This is a genomic window from Mycoplasma tullyi (assembly GCF_014068355.1).
Taxonomy (GTDB): domain Bacteria; phylum Bacillota_I; class Bacilli_A; order Mycoplasmatales; family Mycoplasmoidaceae; genus Mycoplasmoides; species Mycoplasmoides tullyi.
Window position 1 is genome coordinate 103,781 of the sequence record NZ_CP059674.1, and the last position, 25,022, is coordinate 128,802.

16 protein-coding genes are annotated in these 25,022 nt (G+C 31.5%); all 16 read left to right on the forward strand.

Annotated elements, in window-relative coordinates; all coding sequences use genetic code 4:
* Nucleotides 1-5 precede the first annotated feature (5 nt).
* The 16 genes from tsf (at nucleotide 6) to H3143_RS00525 (ending at nucleotide 25,022) form a co-directional block, all read left to right on the forward strand.
* Entirely contained in the window at nucleotides 6-884 is an 879-nt protein-coding gene (gene tsf / locus H3143_RS00450) for a translation elongation factor Ts (protein WP_228444798.1), read from the forward strand.
* 22 nt (nucleotides 885-906) lie between these two features.
* Nucleotides 907-1,617, forward strand: coding sequence for a UMP kinase (gene pyrH / locus H3143_RS00455; protein ID WP_182078888.1), 711 nt, complete (start codon nucleotides 907-909; stop codon nucleotides 1,615-1,617).
* 13 nt (nucleotides 1,618-1,630) lie between these two features.
* The gene (gene frr, locus H3143_RS00460) at nucleotides 1,631-2,182 is read left to right on the forward strand and encodes a ribosome recycling factor (protein WP_182078889.1); all 552 of its coding nucleotides are present in this window, start codon (nucleotides 1,631-1,633) and stop codon (nucleotides 2,180-2,182) included.
* Nucleotides 2,182-3,309: a phosphatidate cytidylyltransferase gene (locus tag H3143_RS00465; protein ID WP_182078890.1), complete on the forward strand. Its 1,128-nt coding sequence runs from the start codon at nucleotides 2,182-2,184 to the stop codon at nucleotides 3,307-3,309. The genes frr and H3143_RS00465 overlap by 1 nt, the downstream gene beginning before the upstream one ends.
* A gap of 5 nt (nucleotides 3,310-3,314) precedes the next feature.
* Complete coding sequence (locus tag H3143_RS00470; RefSeq protein WP_182078891.1) at nucleotides 3,315-4,421, forward strand: 1-deoxy-D-xylulose-5-phosphate reductoisomerase; 1,107 nt, start codon at nucleotides 3,315-3,317, stop codon at nucleotides 4,419-4,421.
* A gap of 2 nt (nucleotides 4,422-4,423) precedes the next feature.
* Nucleotides 4,424-5,242 (forward strand): site-2 protease family protein, encoded by an 819-nt coding sequence (locus tag H3143_RS00475; RefSeq protein ID WP_182078892.1) that lies wholly within the window; start codon nucleotides 4,424-4,426, stop codon nucleotides 5,240-5,242.
* 23 nt (nucleotides 5,243-5,265) lie between these two features.
* The gene (locus H3143_RS00480; protein WP_182078893.1) at nucleotides 5,266-9,762 is read left to right on the forward strand and encodes a PolC-type DNA polymerase III; all 4,497 of its coding nucleotides are present in this window, start codon (nucleotides 5,266-5,268) and stop codon (nucleotides 9,760-9,762) included.
* A 20-nt stretch (nucleotides 9,763-9,782) separates the two neighbouring features.
* Entirely contained in the window at nucleotides 9,783-13,169 is a 3,387-nt protein-coding gene (locus tag H3143_RS00485) for an AAA domain-containing protein (protein WP_182078894.1), read from the forward strand.
* Between the two features lie 96 nt (nucleotides 13,170-13,265).
* Nucleotides 13,266-15,143, forward strand: a complete 1,878-nt coding sequence (gene nusA, locus H3143_RS00490; RefSeq protein WP_182078895.1) for a transcription termination factor NusA — start codon at nucleotides 13,266-13,268, stop codon at nucleotides 15,141-15,143.
* 14 nt (nucleotides 15,144-15,157) lie between these two features.
* Entirely contained in the window at nucleotides 15,158-15,427 is a 270-nt protein-coding gene (locus H3143_RS00495) for a YlxR family protein (RefSeq protein ID WP_182078896.1), read from the forward strand.
* Nucleotides 15,420-17,267: a translation initiation factor IF-2 gene (infB, locus tag H3143_RS00500; protein WP_182078897.1), complete on the forward strand. Its 1,848-nt coding sequence runs from the start codon at nucleotides 15,420-15,422 to the stop codon at nucleotides 17,265-17,267. The genes H3143_RS00495 and infB overlap by 8 nt, the downstream gene beginning before the upstream one ends.
* Nucleotides 17,267-17,620 (forward strand): 30S ribosome-binding factor RbfA, encoded by a 354-nt coding sequence (rbfA, locus tag H3143_RS00505; RefSeq protein ID WP_182078898.1) that lies wholly within the window; start codon nucleotides 17,267-17,269, stop codon nucleotides 17,618-17,620. Before infB ends, rbfA begins: the two co-directional genes overlap by 1 nt.
* A gap of 457 nt (nucleotides 17,621-18,077) precedes the next feature.
* A complete protein-coding gene (locus H3143_RS00510; protein ID WP_182078899.1) occupies nucleotides 18,078-19,373 on the forward strand; it encodes a hypothetical protein in 1,296 nt (431 codons plus the stop codon).
* 1,184 nt (nucleotides 19,374-20,557) lie between these two features.
* Nucleotides 20,558-21,667 (forward strand): putative sodium/potassium/calcium exchanger, encoded by a 1,110-nt coding sequence (locus tag H3143_RS00515; protein WP_182078900.1) that lies wholly within the window; start codon nucleotides 20,558-20,560, stop codon nucleotides 21,665-21,667.
* A gap of 1,391 nt (nucleotides 21,668-23,058) precedes the next feature.
* Complete coding sequence (locus H3143_RS00520) at nucleotides 23,059-24,123, forward strand: putative sodium/potassium/calcium exchanger (RefSeq protein WP_182078901.1); 1,065 nt, start codon at nucleotides 23,059-23,061, stop codon at nucleotides 24,121-24,123.
* A gap of 467 nt (nucleotides 24,124-24,590) precedes the next feature.
* A complete protein-coding gene (locus tag H3143_RS00525; protein ID WP_182078902.1) occupies nucleotides 24,591-25,022 on the forward strand; it encodes an MPN157 family protein in 432 nt (143 codons plus the stop codon).

Consider the following 25,022-nt stretch of genomic DNA (forward strand, 5'->3'; position numbering starts at 1 on the left):
AAAATATGGCATCAATTACAGAATTAATTAAACAACTAAGAGCTAGTACTCAAGCTGGCTTTATGGATTGTAAAAAAGCTTTAGAAGCTACAAATAACGACATCGACGAAGCAATTAAGTGATTAAGAGAAAACGGAATTGCTAAAGCAGCTAAAAAAGTTGATAACGTTGCATCTGAAGGAATCATCAAACTTAAGTTAGCTGATCAAAAAGCGGTTGTTTTAGAAATCAACTCACAAACTGACTTTGTGACAAAAAACGATCAATTTATCGCTTTTTCTAATGAATTAGTTGATTTAGTTCACGCTAAAGAACTTACTGATGTAGCACAAATCGAACAACTTAAATTAGCAAATGGTTCTACAGTAAGTGAAACCCAAATTAATTTAACAGCTATTATTGGTGAAAAGATTTCATTAAGAAGAGTAGCTTTAGTTAAAGAAGAAGCAGACAATTCATTAGCAACTTACTTACACTCTAATAACCGAATTGGGGTTATTGTTAAAACTTCAAAAACTGATGATAAAGAATTCTTAAAACACTTAGCTATGCACATTGCTGCATCTAACCCTAAATTCTTATCACAAAAAGATGTATCAGCTGATTTCATCGCTAAAGAAAGAGAAATCGCTGAAGCTCAAGCTTTATCAGAAGGTAAACCTAAAGAATTCGTTGGTCGAATTATTGATGGAAGAATCAACAAAATCCTTGAAGAAGTTTGTTTAGTTAACCAAAAATTCTTAGTTAACCAAGAACAAACTGTAGAACAAGCTGCTAAAGCTAAAAATGTGGAAATCTTAAGCTTTATTAGATATGAAGTTGGTGAAGGGATTGAAAAACAAGTAACCAACTTCGCTGACGAAGTAAAAGCTCAGATGAAATAAAGTAGATTTAAGGTTGATCAAGATGCAAAAGCCAAATATCATTATTAAAATTAGCGGTGCTTCATTACAAGATAAGAATAGCAATGATTGCTATTCTTATCAAAAGATTAATAATTTGGCAGATCAACTAAAAATCTTAGCTAATAAATATAATATTGGCTTAATCGTTGGTGGAGGAAATATCTTCAGGGGTAAACTGGCCCAAGATTTTGGTGTTGAAATCAATAAGGCTGATTACATCGGGATGTTAGCAACCGTAATTAATTCAACGCTATTAGAATCAAAACTACAATCACTAGGATTAAAAACTAAAGTTTTATCAGCACTAGAAGTAAAAGGATTAACTAATGAGATTAATCCAAAGAGTTTAGCTGATATCTTTAGTGATTGTCAGGTTGCCTTTTTTGCAGGTGGGACAGGGAACTCTCACTTTACAACTGATACAGCAACCGTATTAAGAGCGATCCAGATTAATGCTGATTTAGTTCTAATTGGTAAAGATGGTGTTGATGGAGTTTATACGGACGATCCTAAAAAGAACAAGGATGCTAAATTTATCGAACACACCACTTATCAACAAGCATTAAGTGATCAATTGCGTGTTATGGATCTAACTGCATTTAGTTTGGCAATGGATCATAACTTAAAGCTATTAATTTTTAATATTGAAGCTGAACAATCAATTATTAAAACGATTGAAAATAAAAACAAACACACAAAGATAACTAATTAATCTATTAAACGTTATGGAATTTAAAACATATTCGGATTTTTTTGATAAAAATGCTAATTCAATTATTAATTGATTTGAAAGTGAATTAGCTAAGGTTAGATCAGGAAGAGCTAACCTTCAGATCTTAGATAATGTAAGAGCTGAATATTATGGTGAACCAACACCATTAATTGAGATGGCAAGTTTATCAATTCCTGAACCTAGAGAGATCTTAATAAAGCCATATGAAAAATCTTCAGTTAATCCGATTCAATCAGCTTTATTAAAAGCTAACTTAAATCTAACTCCAGTAGTTGATGGGGATAAGATTCGGATTAAGTTACCGATGTTAACTGAAGAAAACCGTAAAGAAAACGTTAAAAAAGTTAAAGCGATTGGAGAAAAAGCTAAACAAGAAATCCGTTTTATCCGTCGTGATACTTTAAATAAGATCAAATCAGATAAGATTGCTGATAAAGATCTAAACAAACATTTTGAAGAACAAGTAGATAAAGTTACCAAAAAATACATCGATCAAATCGATGGTATTCTAGCTAAAAAAGAAAAAGACTTACTAAGCCTATAATGAGAATAGGAATACAATTAAAAGATAAATTACCAACTAAGAATGATAGATTAATATCAACTATTGTTATAGTTGGTGTTTATCTTTTATTGTTTATTTTTAATTCTTTATCTGATTTTTTTAATAGTTGATCACCGCTAAGACCTATTTTAGTTGATAACCAGTTGGTTGATACAGTTCTTAATGCAAGTATTCGCACTTTGTTTAGTGGGATTGTGTTATTGATCGTTTCAACCGTTTTTTTCTTGGGTTTGAAAGAGATGGGAAACTTGTTCTTTAAAGAGAACAAGTGGACTAGAAGATTTATTGTTTGACTTAATTCGATTTACTTCTTTTTCAGTAATCTAATCAACATTGTTCTAATCCAATTTAGTGTAGCTAAACCTGATCTCATCATGAATATTAATCATGATGATTTATCTAACAACATAATTTTCATAATTGTTGTTGGAGTTGTCTTGGTAATAAACATAATCCTTAACCCAATCCTTTTAAAACTTAACCAAGGTTTAAATAAAAACAACATACTACATTTATTTGGTTTATTCTTTGTCTTTAGTTTAGGATTTTATGGAATTAATTACGTTTTAATTAATAAAGGTTGAACAACGTTCTTATATTTAGTCGCAATCATTGCCATGATCGATTCGTTTGCTTATCTATTTGGCAAACGATTTGGTAAGACCAAAATGATTCCACAGATTAGTCCTAATAAAACTTGAGCTGGGGCAATCTATGGAATTATTACCACAGTCTTTTTAATGGTTGTGGTTAGTGTTCTTTATGCACTTCCAATTATCATTGGAATGGTTACAAAAAGTACACAACCCCTTGATGTAATTGATCCTCATAATTTATTGGTAAATATTTATTACATCACCTTTTATCAAGCTACTAACAACTTCATCATCTTTTGATGGGTATTTTGTGGGTTTGCTATCTTAATCCTAGCAACAACTGCTATCCTGGGAGATCTGTATTTTTCTTATGTAAAAAGAAAATATCAGATTAAAGATTATTCAAACGTTCTAAGTGGGCATGGTGGAATCCTAGATCGCTTCGATGGATTCTGTTTTGTATTTATTGCTTTTATCCTTTATCAGATCATTATTAGTTCAGTAAGATAGTTATTATGAAAGTATTAGTGCTTGGAGCAACTGGATCAATTGGTAAACAAGCAATTGATGTGATCTGCCAACTAAAGTACCAACTAGTTGGTTTTTCTTATTATCAAAATCATGATGAAGCTAATAATATTCTTAAACAATTAAATCCTAATTATGTTTTATGTCATAGTGATCCTAAATACAATAAAAACATTAAAGGTAGTTTAATTGAACTAATTGATAAAAGTAAACCTAAAGTTATTATTAATGCCATTAATGGTTATCATGGGATTGAAGCTTCTTTATTAGCTCTTAGTAAAAAGAAAGATTTATTGTTAGCTAATAAAGAATCTTTAGTGATAGCAGGTTCTCAATTAGAAGCAATTAGAAAAGATACTAATACCAAAATCTATCCGATTGATTCTGAACACAGTTCACTTTATGATTTATTAAAAGATAAGAAGAAAAACCAGATTAAACAGTTAATTATCACAGCATCTGGAGCTGGACAGTTTAATAAGAATAAAGAAGAGCTTATAAAACTAACTTATAAAGATCTATTAAATCACCCTAATTGAAATATGGGGGCTGAGATCTCAATAAATTCAGCTACTTTCATAAACAAGGTTTATGAGATCGTGGAAGCTTATCATCTATTTAAAGTTAAGGATATTATCCCGGTTGTTGAAAGAAGTTCAACAATCCATGCTGGTGTTGTTTATCAAGATAATTCAATTCATTTTCACGCTACAACCAACGACATGCGTTGAGCAATTCAGTCAGCATTGACTAAGTTTGATAATAAAACTAATATTGTGCAGGCACTAGATATTTATCAAAAATCAATTCAGTTTGAAAAAATTGATTTTGAACAATATCCAATATTTAAAATTGCTTATGATATATTAAAAAATCCGTACACCACAAGAGGAGCAGTTCTTACTTGTATTAACGAATATGTCGTTAAGTTGTTTCAAAAACAAAAGATCAATTTTTTACAGATAACTGAATTGATCAGTGATTTTTATTGAAACTATCAACATAAAAAAATTGATGATATCTGGCAAATAAACGATTTAATATTTAAAATTAAAAAAGCGATATCAAGCAAATATGCTTATTTAGATAAATAACGATGAATCCTTCTTATTACACCAATCTAACCTTATTAATATTAATCTTAGTGTTCTCAATTATAACGACCTTAACTGTACACGAGTTTGGTCATTATATTTTCGCACGGATTTATAAGGTGCACGTTAAGGAGTTTTCAATCGGGATTGGTCCAACGTTATTTTCTTTTTATCTAAATAAAAAGAAGATGATCGTTAGTTTTAGGGCGATTTTGGCTGGGGCGTTTGTGATGCTAGAAAGCACCAAACTGCGTCAGATATATCTAGATGATCCTAACTCCAAAAACTATAATTTTTATCTGATGCCAAAACCCAAAAATACCCATGCACTAGAAGAGATTGGGTATTGAAAACAGATCTTGATTATGATTGGTGGGATCTTAGCCAACTTCATTAGTTTTGGAATCTTTCTAGGAGTTTATGCAGCCATCTATTCTAATGCAGTATTAGATCTATCAAAATTCTTTAGAGACATCTTTATTAATCTAGGTAAAGGGTTTGTTTTATACGAAGCTTGAAAACCTAAAGATATGGGTGGAATCTTCCCAGGAGGAGGTGGTGAGATGATGAAATTTGGTTCACGTACTGCTTCAGTTCAACAACTATTAATTTCATTAATCTCAATCAATGGTGCTACAGCAATCTTTAACTTTATTCCGATTGCACCATTAGATGGTTCTAAGATTGTTCAATATACTTATGAAAAAGTAACTAAAAAACAGATTAACGAAAAATTGTGAACCTGAACGACGATTATTGGTGTTGTTTTAGTTTTATGGGTTTCAGTAGGTAGTGTCATTAACACGATAATAATTGGTTAGCTTAATAAAGATAGAGGAATAGAATGAATAAGAAAGAAATAAAAAGTTTTTTTGACAATCTTAATAATAAGTTAGCTATTCCCAACCCTTTATTAACCTTTCTTAAAAAGAGTACTGTTAGAACAATTAAAAAGATTGGTGAGAATAAAAAAACGCTTGATATTAGTTTTATTCTTAATCAACCCTTAACTGTTGATTTATATCAAACCTACTTAGATTATGTAGGTAACTTTTTTAATAAAAGTAAAGATCCTTACTTTCAGTTTAACTTTATTTTAGATGAATCATTATGAAGCAGTAAATTACTCCATAGTACGATCCAAGAGATTTTTAAGAGTCATAAAAACCAGGGTTTTTATGCAGAAACGATTGAATTAGTTAATGAAAAGTTTTATCAAATCGTTTTTAGTAATAAGGAATTACAAAACCAGTTTGATCAACAATTGGAATGATTAGTTGATCAGTTAGAAAACCTAGGTTTTTATCAGATTAATTTAACAACAAAATTAGATTTAAATTTAGTGGCTATGAATCGTACTAAATCTGAAGAAGAGCCAAGAAAACCTAAAGTTAAGACTAATACTAATAAAGTTGTTAAGGAAGATGGTTATAGTCTAGAAGAGTGTATAGAAAAAAACAAAATCCTTGATTCTAGTTTAATTACACCAATCAAAGATTTTGATCCTAATCAAACTGCTTCTTTAACAACTTTATGAGCCAAAATCTATAATATAGATTATCGTAAGAGCGGAACAAATAAAACCCTGAGATTAGGTTTAGCAGATAAAGATAGTGCAGTAACAATCTTTAGTTGGATCAACAGATCTAAACATTTAACAAGTGAATATTTAGACAAGTTTAAAGTTGGTAACTGGATTAAAATCCAGTTACGGATTACATCTAGTAAAGACGATAAGAAATACACTGAAATTTTAAGAATAGAACATGCCGATCTACCTGAATGATTAAAACCAACTCCTGAAGATTTTACAAATCGTCGCGAGTTCTTTTTTCACACTAAAATGAGTGTTCATGATGGACTTAATGATGTTGATGATCTAAAAAAGTTCTGTGATGATAACAAATTAAAAGATATCGCAATAACTGATAGTGGGGTTGTTCAAGCATTTGCTGATTTAGCTTCATGAAAAGAAAAAACTGATAGTGAAACTAAAGTTCACTATGGTTTTGAAGTGGGACTTTTTGATGATCGTAACTTCATAGTTAAAAACAATAAAGATTTAAAACTAGACGAATTAACCTTCGTTATCTTTGATATTGAAACGACTGGATTAAATGCTTATTATGAACAAATTATTGAAATAGCAGCTGTTAGAGTTAAGGTTGAACTTAATGAAACAAATAAACAATTAGAATTTGTTCAAGTTGGTAAATTTGAGAAATTCATTAAGAACACAAAACCATTATCTAAATTTACAACTCAACTAACAGGAATTAGAGACAGTGATCTAAAAGATGCTCAAGATGAAAAAACAGTCTTAGAAGAATTTGCTAACTTTATCCAAAAGGATGATGTACTAGTTGCACATAACGGAATTGATTTTGACTTTATTTGGATTAATACGAAACTAGATAAATATAAGTTAAAACCGCTTGATAACCCAATGTTAGATAGTTTAAGATTGGCTTATCAACTTTATCAATTCAAACGTTATACATTACAAAATCTTGCCATCAAGCTTGGTTATGAATATGATAAGTCATCTGCACACCGAGCTAACTATGATACAGAACTTTTAGCTAAATGTTTGATGATCATGTTATCACAGGTTTATGCTAAAAAATGAAGATCACTATTAGATCTAAATCATCAAGAAAAATTATTGAATGATCTGAGTGAAAAATCATTAAAAAAATCGGCAAATCTTAAGAAAAACGATGAAGAGGACTTAGATGAAACTTCTCAAACAAACGAAAACTTATTTAACCGTATTCGGTTAAGAAAAGCGCTTGTTTATGCTAAAAATCTTAAGGGCTTAAAAGCGCTTTACAAGCTAGTAAGTTTAGCATCAACAACACAGTTTTATGGTTCACCTAAATTGTTTTGATCTGATCTTGAAAAATACAAAGATGATATTTTAATATCCTCTCATCCAATTAGAGGTCATATTGTTCATGCTGCTAAGTATGATTCTGATGAAAATCTAAGAAAACTAATTAAAAAGCACAGTTTTGTTTTAATTCCTTTACCTTCATTATTTAAACAAGATATTTACAAAAAGAATATTGAATGAATTCATGTTCACGATTTAATTAATCGAATCATATCAATTTGTGAACAAGAGAATATTTTATATACTTTTAGTTCAGCTCCACACTACTTAAAAAAAGAACAAAAACAGTTTTATGATTGTTTGATTTCAGCTGAAATCACCGGTAAAAAGTTACATCATTTTTATGATCGTGATTTAGAAACCAATCAAAATGTTCCTGATTTACACATTAGAAAAAATAATGAAGTTTTTCATGACTTTAGTTTTATAAAAGATCAAGAAATTTTAGATAAACTAATCTACCGTAATGGTGAAAAGATTTCTAACTTATTCAACGACGAAGGATTATTACCATTCCCTAAAGACTTACATCCACCCAAGATTGAAGGATCTGATGATAAACTAACTGAATTAGTTTGAAATAAAGCTAAAGAATTGTTTGGAGACGAAATAGATCCAATCATCAAATCAAGAATCGAATACGAACTAAACGCCATTATTAAAAATGGTTACGGAATCATTTATTGATTAGCTCATTTATTAGTTAAAAAATCTAATGATGATGGTTATCTAGTAGGATCACGGGGTTCAGTAGGTTCATCTGTCGTGGCACTACTAGCAGGAATCTCAGAAGTTAATCCATTACAACCATATTATTATTGCAAGACATGTAAAAAAACTAAATTTGTCGACAATGTTGATGATGGTCATGATTTAGTTAGTATGCCATGTGAATCTTCAGATTGTGATGGTGAGATGAGAGGTGAAGGACATAATATCCCGTTCGCTTCATTCATGGGTTTCAAGGGTGAAAAAACCCCTGATATTGATCTAAACTTCTCAAGTTTTTACCAAGCTAAAGCTCACGATTATGTACGTGAACTGTTTGGAGAATCGCACACCACAAGATGTGGAACGATCTCAACGATGCAAGATAAAACCGCATATAAGATTGCTAAAGATTATCTTGAACAAACTATGGGTGAGGAAGCGTCTGAACGTTTAGCAGGTTGATATGCTTCTGAGATGATCGAAATCAAAAGAACTACTGGTCAGCATCCCGGTGGGATTTTAGTTTTCCCTAAAGATAAAGAAATCGAAGATTTCTGTCCAGTTAACTATCCAGCGGATGACAAATCTTCAAAATGAAAGACTTCGCACTTTCAATTTGAATATTTACATGACACTTTACTAAAACTAGATATCTTATCTCAAGAAGATCCAACGATATTAAAGTATCTTTATGACACTACTAAAGTAAAACCTGAAGAGGTTCCCAATAATGATCCAGATGTATTATCATTATTTAACTTAGACCATTGTCTTGAAAATGTTAATGATAATCCAATCTTAAAAGGTTCAACAGGAGCACTAGGAATTCCAGAATTTGGGACTAGAATTACCAGAGATATCTTAAAGATTGCTAAACCTGCATCAGTTGCCGATTTAATCCGAGTGTCAGGATTAAGTCACGGTACTGATGTCTGAGCTAACAATGCAGCTGATCTAATTGTTAATAAAGGTTATAAACTTAATGAAGTAATCGCTTGTCGTGATGATATTATGACTTATCTTAGTTCATTAGGTATTGAGAACCAGATCGCATTTAATATTATGGAAGATGTAAGAAAAGGTAGAAAACTTAAACCTGAGTATGAAAAGATTATGCAAGAATTTAATGTGTCACAAGATTACATTGATTCTTGTAATAAAATCAAATACATGTTCCCAAAAGCTCACGCGACTGCTTATGTTTTGATGGCGTGAAAGATTGCTTGATTTAAGGTTCATCACCCTCAAGCATTTTATGCAGCAATCTATTCTTTTAAAGTAAAAGAGCATGATATCGAAACTTGTATCAATGGTGGGATCCAAGCTATTAGTAGACGTTATAACGATATTAAATCATTACTTAGTAAAAGTAAGTTTGGTAAGACTAAAAGCGAAATTACATTAAATCAAAAAGATGAAAATCTCCTTCCAACATACGAACTTTATCTAGAGATGTTAGAACGCAAGATTAAACTTGAACAAGTAAGTCTAGAACACTCTGAAGCACTAAACTTTGTCGTTAAAAACAACAAGATCTATCCGCCATTTAATGCGATTAATGGTCTTGGTGATGAAATTGCCAAACTAATAGTTAAAAAACGAACAGAAGAAGGCTTTAGATCCCAAGCAGATCTAAAGATAAAATGTAAGTTAAATAAGAAAATCTGAGACTACTTTGTTAAGTACCAAGTCTTTGGCGACTTGAAGGAAGATGAAAAAATTCGCTTATACTAAAATATATAAAGTACTAATTTATGGCTAACGATTGAACTTGATTAAAAAACCGGTTAATTAATAATAAGACCCAATCTAACACCTTTTGAATTCGTTCAAGAGGTAGTTCTGTTATGGATATTGGGTTATTATTAAAAATAACCTCTAATATCTTTGATCTATCAATCAAAGGGATCTTATCTTATTTGAATAGTAATGATACTTTAGAATTAGATTTAAGAAAACTTCGTGAGCTATCAGATGAAGAAGCTAGTCAACTTTTTGATGTTGACACAGCTAAAGAGTTATATAAAAACTATACTGAAGAATTCAGTAAGATCTATACCAAATTAATCAAGCAAGAACGTGAAACAGGTGACACTTCTTTATTTATTGGTTTACCAATAATTGAAGGGTGTAACCAATGGGGTGATAGTTATCGTGCGCCTCTTTTATATGTTGAAGTACTTTTAAGTCCAGTTAATCAGTTTCAAAAAGTTGTTTTAAAGATCAATCGTTCTGAGTTTTGGATTAACACCACGATTTTAGCGATTGAAGCTGGTAAGCGTGGAATCTTATTTGAGAACAAATACGATAGTTCTAAATTAGATTTTGAACACGCACTAGAGATCTTTAGATCGTTTGATATCGGGTTTAAAAAACCAACTACCAACGAATTGGTAAAGTTTGAAGATGTTACCAAAAAAGCCTTTTTGGATAAGTGAGAAGAAAAAGGCGGACTTAATCACATTGTTAACAATGTTGTGTTGGGTAACTTTGACATCAAAGGTGATAAGTTATTAAAAGATTTTGCCGAAATCCTAGATAAAGAACCACAAGTGGTTGATGAGATCTTTAATAATAAAAAAGACTTATTGTTCAACCACGAAAAGTTTGCTAACGAATACTCGTTAAGTGATATTTATCTAACTTCACATTTAGATTTTTTCCAACAACTAGCAGTTAAACACGCTCTAGAAGGTGATGTAGTAATTGAAGGACCACCAGGAACGGGAAAGTCTGAAACAATCCTAAATATCCTTATTAATATTGCACTAAGAGGTAAAACTGCTTTATTTGTTAGTGAAAAAGCAACTGCTACAGAAGTTGTTTACAACCGTCTAGGGAAGTTCAAACACCTAGCACTTTATGTCCCAAGTCTTAACAAAGAACCTAGTAAGTTCTATCGTCAATTCTCAGAGTATGAGAATTATTTTAGTGAAAACTACTACGATCAGGTTCACAAGACTCCCAAAGCAACCTTTGATAAAGATTATCTAAACCAATATTTAGAACAATCTTATATCATTCACAAGATCTATAATTACCAAATCAATTCTGGGGATAATACTTATTCTTTTTTAAACCTAATATTAAACTACAAACCAATGGATGTAGATCATATTAATATTGATGATTACACTAGGTTTGATGAATGAGTAAAAACTTATACTAACCAAAATTGGATGGCAAAACACCAAGAGTATATTGCTTTATATAATGAGATTGATACCAAATGAAAAGCAAGTAATTTTGCTACCTTTTTAAAGATCTATCAAGACGATCCTAATGATATTAAGACCTTATTGTATGCAATCCATTTATATGCGAAAAAAGGGATCGTTAAAAACGAATATCGAGTTCCATTCTTTTTTAGACCTCATGAAAAACTGGTTGAGTCTGCTAAACTGGTTACTCAACAGATTAACAGTTTTTTAGAACTAGAACAATATAAGTCTGAAACTAAGAAACGTACTATTCTTAAGAACCTTGAGATTGATATTAAAAAGTATCATCGCCAATACTTTAATTCATGGTTTGTGCAAAACCATGCGGGAGCTTATCTAAGTAAATTAAATAGCGCTCAAGGAGCACTTGATAATTTAACTGAAAATTACAGTTCTGATGTGGATGTTTACATTCAATCATGTAAACGTAATCTAAAAGCTGAGATCATCAAAAACTTTTATGATCTCTATCGAAGAGATAAAGTTGCTTTATTAGATGTTTGTCGTCAAGGACGTAAGAAGTCATTTAAGAATATAGCTTGATGGTTCAAACTGAATCGTGAGATCATTAAAAAGATGTTTAAGATCCACATCATGTCGTTTGAAACAGCTTCAATCTTATTAGAAAACCAAAAAGATCTTTATGATTATGTAATTGTCGATGAAGCTAGTCAGGTGTTTTTAGAACGAGCGATCCCGGCTTTATATCGGGCTAAAAAGTATATTATTGCTGGTGATACCAAGCAATTACAACCAACCAGCTTCTTCTCATCTCGTTCAGAATATGATGATGTAGCACTTGATAAGATTGCAGCAGAAGAGTTATTAGAAGTAGAAGAATCGGTTAATGCAGTCAGCTTAATTCATTATCTAAAAGAACGTAGTCGAATTAATGTTGTCTTAAGATATCACTATCGTTCTAACTTTGGTGATCTGATTGCATTTACCAATGATCATGTTTATGATAATGAATTGATCTTCATGAACAAAGCAATCAAACAAAAAGAGTCGTTTATTGTTCATGAGATCACTGATGGTAAATGAAAAGATCGGAAGAATATCCCGGAAGCTCAAGCAATTGTTTCAAGAATTCAACGCTTGACAAAAACCCCAGATTATCAAAAGAGTATTGGGATTGTGGCTTTTAACCGTAGCCAAGCAGATCTAATTGAATTAATGCTTGATAAACTTAATGATCCATTAATCAAAGAATGACGTGAACGAAATAATGATAATGGTGAATACATTGGGTTGTTTGTTAAATCAGTTGAAAACGTTCAAGGTGATGAACGTGATATCATCATGTTTTCAGTTGCTTATGATAAGAACGTTGTTAGTTATGGACCAATTAGTAGCACGACCAATGGAGTTAATCGTTTAAACGTAGCCATCACCCGTGCTAAAGATCGGATCGAGTTGTTTAAAACCAACAAAGCGGTTGAATACAACGGTTGGGGTTCATCTTCAGCTGGGACCCGATTATTCGTTGAATACTTAAGTTATTGTGAAAGTGTAGCTAACCACACAGACTACACAACTTATGATCGTCAAACAACTGAGATCGAAGAAAAACTAAAAGACAAAGCCTTAATCTTTGACGATGTTAAATCAACCCTTGAAAAAGCCTTTGGTCAATACTTTAGTATTAAAAGAAACGTTGAAAACGGATCATACAACTTTGACTTCGTCATCTATCATGACGAAGTACCATTCTTAGTAATTGATCTTGATATCAAACCATTCAAGGGAATGGCAGACTTTAATGAAAGTTTTGTATATCGCAACATCTTCTTAAAGAACAGAGGATGAAAACACTTCATCATCTGATCAACCGAATGAAAGCTAAATAAGAGAAAAGTCTTATTAGCGATCAAAGATCTTTTAGATAAAAGAATCCAAGCTAATAGTAAACACGGTTAAAAATTATTTTTAACTGATTAATTATTTTCTTGTATAATACTTACAGTAAATATGAATGCGACAACGTTAAGTTGTCGCTTCTTTATTAAATAAGTAATGAGTGTTGATAATAAAAGTTTTTTAGAAGCAATCCAGACGGTTGCTGAAGCAAAAAATATATCTAAAAAAGAGATCAGTACAATCTTAAAAGATGCGATTATTCGCGCTTGCGCTAAAGAAGATCCTGATCAAAGAATCGATCTGATGATCGACTTTGATCTGGGATTATTAAAGATCTTTAAATTATATAAAGTAGTTGAAGACAGTGTTGCTGAAGAAGAGTTTGATGAAATTAATGAGATTCATCTAAAAGATGCATTAGCAACTAACCCAACAATTAGTGTAGGTGATGATTTCTTGAAATCACTAAGTATTAGTGATTTCTCAAGAGTAGTTGCTACTAATATCTCACAATACTTCAGACAAAAGCTATCTGAACTAGTAAATAAACAAGCAGTATCTGAATGAACACCTAAACTTAATAAGATCGTTAGGGGTACTGTGGAAAAAGATGACAATAACCCTAACGTGTTATTAGTTAATTTAGGTGGAATCTACGCTTATTATTATAAGCGTGATTGAGTGCCTAATGAAGAGTTACAAAGTGATGTTGAATATGACTTTGTACTAACTCAGATTAAAGAACAATCTAAGAGTTGACCTTTAGTAGTATCTAGATCAGATGCTTTATATGTTAAACATGTGTTAACAGAAAACATCCCTGAGATTAAAGAAGGGATTGTTGAGATTAAAGCAATCCAAAGAGTGGCTGGTCAAAAAACTAAGGTAGCAGTGTTATCTAATAACCCTGATATTGACCCAGTTACTTTAATCTTAGGAGATGGCGGGATACGAATTAAGTCGATTGCAGCTAACTTAATTGAACACTCAGCTGGGGTTAAAGTAAGTAATGAAGTAATCGACGTGTTCCATTGAAATGATGATGTGTTCAAATTGATTGCGAATGCTTGCTATCCTGTTGATATCATCGGGATTGATATCTTAGAAGACTCAGAACGTGATAAGAGTGTTGATATTATTGTTGAAGATCAATACTTACCATTCTTAATTGGTAGAGCTGGTATTAATGTAAGATTACTATCTTACATGACCGGTTGATCAATTGATTTTAAATCTCAATCCGCTGCAATTGAAGATAATATCAACGTAGTTCCACTAAACTACGCACCAACTGATAATGCAATCTTAGTAGATCAGTTTAAGCGTAATAGTAGAAGAACTAAGATTGCTTCTAGATTACCATTCAAAAAATTTGATTCGATTCAAACTCCACTGATTTCTTATTCAACAGCTGTTGAAGGAGATGATGACATCAAGGTTGATGTTCAACACATCTTTGAAGAAGCTAAAGAACAACGCTATGAGATGATTGATATTACTAAATATCAAGCAAAACCAGTTGTTCAAGATGAAGAAGAAGTTGATCAAGGGTTTGATGAAGATCAAGTTGAAGTAAGTGATGTAGTTGATCACGAACCGGTTGTTCAACAAGAACCTGAAGTTGTAGAACAACAACCAGAAGTTGAACAAGAACAACCCAAAGTTAGTACTAAATCAAGTTTTGATGATATTTCAGAACAACTTGCTAATCTAGATCTATCTAAATCATTACTTGAAGATGAATCTGATACAGATTCAGTTCAAAAAACAGCTAAACTTTCTAAAAAAGAAAAGAAAGCTCAAAAAGAACAAGAAGAAACTATTGAGTTTGTTGATATCGACGAATCAGCATATGACAACGTGCAAAATGAAAACATGTCAATCACTGAGCTGATTCGTGATTTAGACATAACTCAAACCCCTAAAAAAGAGGTGAAGAAGGTTGTGCTTGTCCAAGACAAGAAGGACAAAGACAAAGATAAAAAGAAAAAGAAATCACAACGTCAAAGCTTGGACAGCTTTGAAAATCTATAAGGCTTATTACTTAAATGAAAAAGATTATCCAACGCTTTGATCTAATTACTAAAAAACAATTACCAGTTAATCAACTATACCGAATTGTTTTTTATCAAAATCAACTACTAGTTGATTTTGACTATAAAATCAAAGCGCGAGGAGTATATCTTAATAAAAATGAGCAGATTATTATTGATAAGAAAATCAAAGCATTAATTCAAAAGAGTTTTAAAACTAAGATATTAGATGAACAATTTAATCATCTTAGTGATGCTTTAAGAAAACGAGGTCAGGATGAATAAAAAACCAACAAGAAATAAGAAACCAGTTGATCAAAGATCAAAGATTAATATTAAATCATACTTAAAGGAAGTTCAGGTTGGTGTTAAGGATGGGGTTTTTATTTATACTGATCCATTAAGCATTGATCAATTTGCTAAAAAGATCAACCAACCAGTAGCCAAGATTATTAAACACTTCTTTAGCAAAGGGATTAATACGATTAATCTAAACACAATTCTGTCTTTAGAACAGATCGGAGAATTGTGTTTAGAGTTTGGGCTAGACTTCAAGATTGAAAAAACCGTAACTAATGAAAACTTACTAGATAATATTGAGTTTAAAGATAAGAAGGAAGATCTAGTAAAAAGACCAGCGATTGTTACAGTTATGGGTCATGTTGATCACGGTAAGACCTCGTTACTAGACGCAATACGATCAACAAACGTGACTTCAAACGAAGCTGGGGGAATTACCCAACACATCGGGGCGTACCAAGTTAAGAAAAACAATGAACTAATTACGTTCATTGATACCCCTGGACATGAAGCTTTTACAGAGATGAGAGCTAGAGGGGCTAATTTAACTGATATTGTTGTTTTAGTAGTAGCTGGTGATGATGGAATCAAACCTCAAACTGAAGAAGCAATCGATCACGCTAAGAATGCTAATGTACCAATTATTGTCTTCGTTAATAAGATGGATAAATCTGGTGCTAATTATGATCGGGTGATTCAACAGATCTCTAAATATAATCTATCCCCAGAAGAATATGGTGGGGATACGATCTTTGTCCAAGGATCTGCGATTAAAAATGAAGGGATTAATGAACTATTAGATGCAATTTTAACGTTAGCTGAGATTAATGAATACAAAGCTAATCCTAATGCAGATCCTTATGGGATCGTTGTTGAATCAAAACTTGAACCTGGTTTGGGACCTCAAGCTACCGTAATCGTTAAAAGAGGAACCCTAAGAGTTGGAGACTACATCTGTATTGGAGCAGCTTATGGAAAAGTAAGAATCATGCAAGATGATAAGGGAAATAGTATTACTGAAGCAACACCTTCTAGACCCGTCAAGATCTCAGGACTTGATGCAATCCCTCAAGCTGGTGAGAAGTTCTTGGGGTTAGCCACTGAAAAACAAGCTAAAGAATTATCAGATTCTTATAAACTTAAACAACAAAAACAAAAACACTTAAGTTTACAAGAAAGCCACGAAAAAAGAACACGTATCAACACTGATGGAATCAAGTGTGTTGATCTGATTATTAAATCAGATGTTCAGGGAAGTCTTGAAGCTATTAAATACGCGATCTCTAATATTAATATTGAGGGTGTAACCACCAATATTATTAGAGCTTCAACTGGGGTGATATCAGAAACTGATATCAAACTAGCTCAAGCTTCTAACTCAACCGTAATTTCATTTAATCTAGGTGTTAGTAAGCAGATTAGAGATCTTGCTAACTCAGATAATGTTGAGATCTTATCTTATGACATAATCTATAAGATGGTTGAAGATCTTGAAAAGATCATGAAGGGTGAACTAGATCCTGTTTATGAAGAATCTGTAATCGGTCAAGCTGTTGTTAGAGTGTTATGAAAACACTCTAAGATTGGTACGATTGCTGGTAGTTATGTAACCTCAGGTAAGGTTGTTAAAAACGCCTTATGTCGTGTTTTAAGAGATGATGTAATCATCTACAAATCTAAGATTGGTTCACTTAAAACCAAAACTACCTTTGTTGATAAAGTAGAACACAACAAAGAGTGTGGGATTGTAGTAGAGAATTACAATGATATCAAAGAAGATGATATCATTGAAGTTTATGAAGTTGTTAAAAAGAAAGCCTATTAATGAGTAAGATAAAAACATTAAGACTAGAAGCAACCATTCATAAACTGCTTAGTCAAGCAATTAGTAAAGAGATTAGCAATAGTTTAATTAAAACTAGTGTTATTACGGGAATTAAACTATCAGATGATAAGAGCGTTGCTAAAATCTATATCGATTGTTTAATTCCCAATAATATCGCTAAAACTCTACAAGCATATAAAGATGCAGTTGGAGTATTTAGACATGTTTTAAGTAAACATCTAACAATTAGACGAATTCCTCAATTAGTCTTTTATTATGATGATAGTATCTCTAAAGGAGCTAAGATCGATCAGATCTTAGCAGAGATTAAACAAGAAAAAGAAAACGAGTAAGAAATTTTTATCTGGATTTTAGGTGGTGAAAAGATCTAGATAAAAATTTTTTATTTTGTTTATAGAAATGTAATAATTTGCACTTAATTAGCAAGTTATGTTATAAGACCTAGGTTTAAAAATCGTATTTAATTAGCCTTAATTTCAGAGATTAAATCCGATTTTGACATTTTCTTGGGTGCAAATCTCCTTGTTTTTGCAACTATGAAATAAGCGAATTCGTTCAAAATATAGGTGGTTATTTTTTTCGTTTTTGTTCAAAATATTGATTTTGCGAGAGTTCAGGGGGGGGGTTTACATGGTTTGCGCGAACCCATTTGAGGGAAGAATCGTGTGATAATTTGCTAGTTTCATAATTATTACAAGATTCTTTCCTTTATTTTTGAGATTTATATATTTATCGACTTATAAGGCTTAAAAATTTGTTTATTAGTTTTGTAAGTCTATCAAGCTAATTATGAAAAGAAAAAATATCATAAAGTTTATCAGCTTGTTAGGGGTCGGCTCATTTGTAGGGTTACTTGCTGCAAGCTGTAACTACCCATCTAATAGTCAACCGACTACAAATGTAAATCATGCTGGTACTAATAGTAACCCAGTAATGACACCTAAGAAAACTGAAACTAATAGTAATCCAGTAATGGAACCTAAGAAAACTGAAACTAATAGTAACCCAGTAATGGAACCTAAGAAAGAAAGTGCTCAACCTAAGCAAGAAGCACCTATGATGTCTCCTAACAAGATGATGTCACCAAGCAGTATGATGATACCAACAAACAAGATGATGACATCATCTGGTGCTAGTAGTACTTCCACACTTAGTAATCCGAGTAGTACACAAACTCCTCAACCTAATAAACCAGAAAGTCAAACTCCAAATTCATCACCTGAAAGTTCTACAGAGTCTAAAACTGTAAGTAAGAGATCTGTTGAATCACAAGTTGAACCTAATTCTACAGGGGGTTCAGCTTCAGGCAGTGTATCAAATGAAGCTCCAACTACTAAAGCTTCAGGCAGTCAAGCTGCTGCGAAAGATTCTTCTCGTGATTCACACGCTCAAGCGACTGCAAGTTCAACCGGTCAATCTTCAAGTACCTCTCCTGCTAAAACTACTACGACGACATCTACTCAATCTAGTGAACATCAAAATACCGATTCAGCTAATAATCAAAATCAGAATGGTAGCGGTCAACATACTTCATCATCAACAGACCCAATGCATCCTATGGGAACATCACCTCAAACTAGTTCGTCAGGTAGTTCAAAATCGTCTCAAAATGTCTCATCTAATGGCGAAAACTCTCAACAATCTCATGCTGTAACTGCTCAAGAACATGCTGTTTCAAGTGATTCTAAGCAAGCATCAGCACAAGAACCAGCGAAAGGTTCTGCTAGTCCTCAAACTACTGACAGCCATAAGCCTAGTACTGGAGCGCAATCACCTGCAGTTCAACCAAAAGAAGCTGCATCAACTGGATCAGAAAGTAAATCATCTAAGACTAGTGCTAGTACACAACCTCAATCTCAACCACAAACTCAAGAAACTCAACAATCTAAACCTGCTTCAACAGGAACTCCAACTCATGAAACTGGTGCTGCACAACAACAAAAGACTTCTGGAACTCAAGAAGGAGGAACGGCTACAGCATCTTCTAAAACTAGTACAAGTGCAACATCTGGACAAGAAACAGACTCTCATACAACTTCTACTGCAACTACAGCATCACATGGAACTGGAGGAAGTTCTAAATAACAATTAAACTAAATCACATAAACCAATTAAACAATTCTCAATAAATTAATAAACATAAATATAAATTCATTCACTTCTAAAGTTCATATATAAGAAATAAACAGTTCAATATAAATACAAAGTTCATAAATCTAAATAAAATATTTATTATTCTCAAAAATTAATCGTCTAAAAAACCATCTAGATATAAATTATCAGATGGTTTTTGTTAAGAAACGGAGAGATCTTTGTACTTAGAATTGAATGTGTGATTTTATTTATAAAATTTATCAGTTTAGCTTCGAACCTTGAATAAGAAGTTGTTACATCTATAATTGTTGCAGTGCAGTATTGTTTTTGTTAATCGATAGACCAACCTGAAGCTAACTTTGAAAAATGATTAACAGTTACAAAGTTTGATCTCTTTCAGAAGAGTAAAACGGGATACTTCTTTTTATTACTAGGTGGATATAAAAAATTAGACAAACAATAATTTAACTTAAACCGATGTAAATATAAGATAAACAATTATCCGATTGTTAGAATATCTAAAGATCAAAAATAATTATTTGATTCTTAAAAAGATTATTAAAGTCCTAGAAGTAAACAAATTTATGCAAATGATTTAGTACATTCAAACAAATCTCTAACAATCAGATGCATTACTAATAAGTTTTAATTAGGATAAAGTTTCTTAAAAGAAACTAAGATTAATTAGATTTCAATAGATTCCGAATAAGAAAAAGTAGATTAGACACGAATTTTATTTAAATTTAGATAGCAAAAGATCTCCGTATGAATTAATTTTGCAATGTCATAAGCTTAAATATCGTAGATTTTCGTTCAATTTACGGATAATCTGAGCACGAAGATATATAAAAATCGTATTGAATTAATACGAGTTTAAGGTCTTTAGTCGATTTTTAACAGTATATTATACAAGACAACTATGCTTAAATAGCCAGAATTAAGCGATTTTAACCAACTGAGAATCTGGTTTACATTTTTAATTTATTACAAAACTTATAACCTAATTTAAATTATAGAAGAGTTAAATCGTCTTATAATTCTATGATTAATAGGTGTGTTTGCAAAATTTGTTAATTTGATAATAATTTTAAGTTTATTTCGTTTATTAAAAAGAATTTATGTATTTATATAACTTAAAAACCTAATATGGTTTTATAAGTTTATCAAATTAATTTATGAGAAGAAAAAATATGATTAAGTTCCTCAGTTTGTTAGGTGTTGGATCATTTGTTGGATTAGTAGCTGCAAGCTGTAATTATCCAACAAATAACCAACCTGGTACAAATGTTAATCAAAGTGGAACTAATAGTAATCCTGTAACATCAGTTAGTAATAACCAAGACGAAGAAAATAATCAAACATCTTCCACTGACATGAGCAATTCTAATAGTTCTAGTACTGATACTATGACTAGTAAAACAGACGGTTCCCAAACTTCGGATGAATCTAGTAAATCAGAAAATAAAGATACTGATCCAACATCTGAAAATTCGGGGGGGGATTCTAAATCTGTAACTAAGAGATCGACAGATTCTGAAGAACAACCTGAATCAAAAGTAGGTCCAACCCAAGAAGATCCATCAGGTGAAATGCCTCAAGTTAAAACGCAAGGCGATCAAGAAGAAACAAAAGAGTCTCCTGATGGCGAAGAAAAACAAGCGGACGCAGTAACTAAAGAATCTGTCAAAGCTCCTGAAGGTTCAGAAGGACAAAACGACAAAGGTACACCTGAAGCATCTCCAGAACAGAATTCAGATAATAATCAACAATCAGATGATCCTATGACTGATGACGAATCAAAAGATGGTGTACAAAACCCTCCTAAAGAAGGAACGCCAACAGAAGAAGAAAAAAATAAGATAGAAGAAAAAGATAAACCAGAAACAGCTGAACAAAAATTACCAGAAAAACAAGCTGAGTCTCATAAACCAGCAGACGAACAGTCTGATGAAGAAGATAAAGAGGGTGTAGACAATCAAGGTCATCAACAAGATTCGGGAACCCCTAAAAAAGAAGAAGCTGATGCAGAGGAATCAGTAGTAGAAGATGGGGCAGGGGGAGAAGGAACTGCTGAAAAACAAGCTGAATTAAAAGAGTCTGATGGTGAACAAGAAGCTAAAGAACACGAAGAATCTACAGAAGAAGTAACGATGGATGGACAAGCTGAAGGGGCAGGTCAAAATGGTGAAGGAGATCAAGAAAAAGTAGCAGAAGAAACTTCACCTACATCTGCACAACAAGCATCTCCAGAAACTCATGACGGCGAAGTTTCTGAAGAAAAGTAAATTTCAACACAAAACTGATTAAATAATTATTAATACCTAATAAGATAGATAAAAATTAAACAATTGTTAAGTTAAATCCCTATATTAAAAATAAACAATATATGCAAATATAAAGTTTATATACCTAAAAACTACTCATATCTAAATAATTAATTAATCAAAAAAACATCTAGTTGACAATATCTCTAGATGTTTTTTTATTTATACATATATGTCTAATCTGTTTGAAATTTAGAAGTGTTATGAATGATAAATTTTATGCATCAATCTAGAATCAAACTAAATCAGTATTTGATTGTGTTAATAGCGTAATATTAAATTATTTTCTTGTAATAAGGTGGATTTTTCTGATGTTAATATGATGATTGATCGTTGATCAAAAATATAATCTATATTCAGAAGAATGCAGGTTGATAAAATGCTCGTTAACAATTCATAGTTAAAATAAAAATAAATAAATTTTAGACGTATCTTAACGTGAGTAGAGATCAATGAATGCAAAACCGCATTAAGTGCTTTATTAAAGATTTGTTTAAAATCGAGATGATATTAAAGATACGATATCATTAAATTTAAGGAATCATTAATAAGAAAGTTGCTTATTAGTAAAACTTAAGCCTTATTTTTTAAAAACAACATCAATGAACTAATTAATTTAACAATTATAGCTAGATAAACATAGTTTAATTAAAACAATGTTATAGAAAATAATATTCTAGTCAATAAAGTTTTATTAAGTTCCCTGTGACCGTTTAATCCTAATAATATAGTAAAAATCACAGGAATATAAGAGAGCAGAAACGTGTTAACACGCTTAACTAGGCTTTAATAATTAACAAGTTCATCTATTAGTCCTTATTCCTCATGAAACATCTATAAAAGAGCTAATATTGATTTAATTTAAAAGGATTTAAGTAAAAAAGTAATTATGAAAAAGAATTTTACCTTATGAATTGCACTCAGATATACATATACAAACTCAATATTACGTTAGTTTGTTTAAAAAATGAGCATTTTATATTAAAAATAACGATATTATTAGAACATTTTTCTCTAAAAATCGTCTTGAATTATCATTAATTTATGGTGTTTAGTGAATTTTAGTATCATGTCAGATCAATATAACCATATATTCTCGATCAAATTTGACGGAATCTACATAAAATAAAACTGGTTAACATATTATTTTTAGCTTCTAACCATATACCTTAATTTAAATTACAGAAGATAAAAATAATCTTGTTTAACCAATATCAACAAGAATCTTTTAGAAATTTGCAAATTTGATAATAATTATAAGTTTATTTTGTTATTTTTAAGAATTTATGTATTTATATAACTTATAAACCGCAAATTTCTTTTGTGGTTTTATAAGTTTACCAAATTAATTTATGAGAAGAAAAAATATGATTAAGATCCTCAGCTTGTTAGGAGTTGGATCATTTGTTGGGTTAGTTTCTGCAAGCTGTAACTATCCGTCTACTAAACAATCTGCTACAACTGTAAACCAGAATGGAACTAGTAGCGGATCTGCAACAACAACTAGTAATAACGAAGGTGGAGATAACAACCAAACAGCTAGTACATCTTCCACTGACATGACAAATTCTTCTGGTTCTAGTAATGATACTATGACTAGTAAAACAGATAGTTCCCAAAATTCAGATGAATCTGATAAATCAATGGGTCAAGATGCAAATCCGACACCTGAAAGTTCTGGGGGGGGTTCTAAAACTGAAAGTAAGGAATCAGATGATTCTGAAGCAAAATCAAAATCAGCAGAAAATCCAACTTTAGAAGGTTCATCAAAGGAATCGTCTGATGAAAGAGAACAAGCTGATCAACCTCCAGTAGAAGGTTCTTCTGATAACGAACATGATGAAGATGCTAAAGTAACTGAAAAATCACCTAAGGTTGATGAAAATCAAGAAAAACAAGCAGACACAGGCGAGTCTAAAGAAGAGTTGCCAAATCATCAGCAAGCCGATGATCCTAAGACTACAGAAGAAACAGAAGCTGATGCAGAGAAAGTAAACGAAAAAGAAATGGAATCACAATCTTCAGTTGACGGTACAAACGAAAAAGAGGCTGGCAAACTTCAAGCTGATTCAGAAGTACATTCAAGTGAAGATGGTGAATCTGGTGCACGACAAGAAGAATCGGAGCAAGAAAAAGCTTCTAAAGAAGAATCTGGATCAGAACATGTTGTTAATGACTCTCCAGGCGAACAAGATCATGAAGATGATGTCGATACAGAAGAATCTGATATGAAAGAGAATGGGGGAGCAGAATCAGGTAGAGATTCTGGAAAAGAAACAGAAATGCAAAATGAATCTTCAGAGAATGCATCTGTGAAGCAAAATGGAGAATCAGAAGAACGAGAAGAGGGAGCTGAACCCGAACCTGCAGTGGCTGCACAACATTCACCATCACAAGAAGATGAAGGTGCTGAATAATAGTTTAAATACAACGAAAAACCGATTACATAATTATCAATACTTACAAGATAGATAAAATTAAAAATAGTTCATACTATTAAAGACTTATATTGAAGATAAACATTTTATTTAAATATAAGATCATATATCTAAATATACTCTTGATCTAAACAATTAACTGATCAAAAAACATCTAGATGACACTTTCTCTAGATGTTTTTCTTTATACATAAACCTAACCACTGTTAGAGAATTAGAAAATCGATTTTGTTTCATGGATTTATATGAGTTTTAACTAAAATTTAAACTATTAAATATAAAAATGAGCACTAATAACAAAATCCAATAATGTGTTGTTTTTAATTCAATATTATAAACTTTAGAGTAGGTTTTATTAATATTAAAAGACCAGATTAGCTAACCATCAAATTTACTGATGTAACATAAGCTAGGTTTAAATAATTTTCCAAATATTATTAAAAATTATGCAAAAAAGAAATATCTTTAAAAGTTATAAACTTGATCTTAATAACGATCAATTAATGCGAAAAAAATGATACATGATTACTGGTATAACAGTATTTTTAATCATTTTTTTCGCTGTAATTCTTGGTATTATGCAAAGATTTGTTAATTTATCAGGAATCCAGTATCCAGCTGTTAATAACGCTAGATCATTAAACCAAGCTATGCGGATTATGGCAATTGTATACTTTGCGATCTTCTTTACACCATACTTATATTTTATAGCAGCATTCTTCTCAGGGATTAACCAGATCTATCGATCTTTCACTCTACACATGATTATCTGATTAACAATACTTGTTGGAGTATTGTTAATGCTAGTAACATGTGTATTGTTAATCACTGGTTATTCAAATCTAGATAGTTACAATCTTATTAGAAGTTTTCAATAA